Here is a 272-nt window from a genome sequence, read left to right as displayed (position 1 = left end):
ACCCTGACGTTATCACTTGTACCAATGATGAAGTCTGCGCTGCCGTCAAAGACATCTTTGAAGAAAACCGTAGCATCGTTGAGCCTGCTGGCGCGTTACCCGTTGCGGGCATGAAAAAATATATCGAAGCTCATAGTCTACAAGGCAAAAACTGCGTAAGCATCATCTGCGGTGCCAATATGAACTTTGACCGTCTGCGCTATATCGCTGAGAGTACTGAGATAGGGGAGAAAAAGGAAGCCATCTTTGGCGTGACCATCCCTGAGCAGACT

The 272-nt window shown here is 48.2% G+C and carries 1 pseudogene; it reads left to right on the top strand.

The features are described from left to right. Positions 1-272 (top strand): annotated as a pseudogene (locus AAEY83_RS15085) (threonine ammonia-lyase, biosynthetic); the annotation flags it as partial.

Origin of the sequence: Psychrobacter sp. TB20-MNA-CIBAN-0197, from assembly GCF_040309765.1 — a bacterium.
Taxonomy (GTDB): Bacteria; Pseudomonadota; Gammaproteobacteria; order Pseudomonadales; family Moraxellaceae; genus Psychrobacter; species Psychrobacter submarinus.
This window is presented reverse-complemented; position numbering and strand designations above follow the sequence as displayed.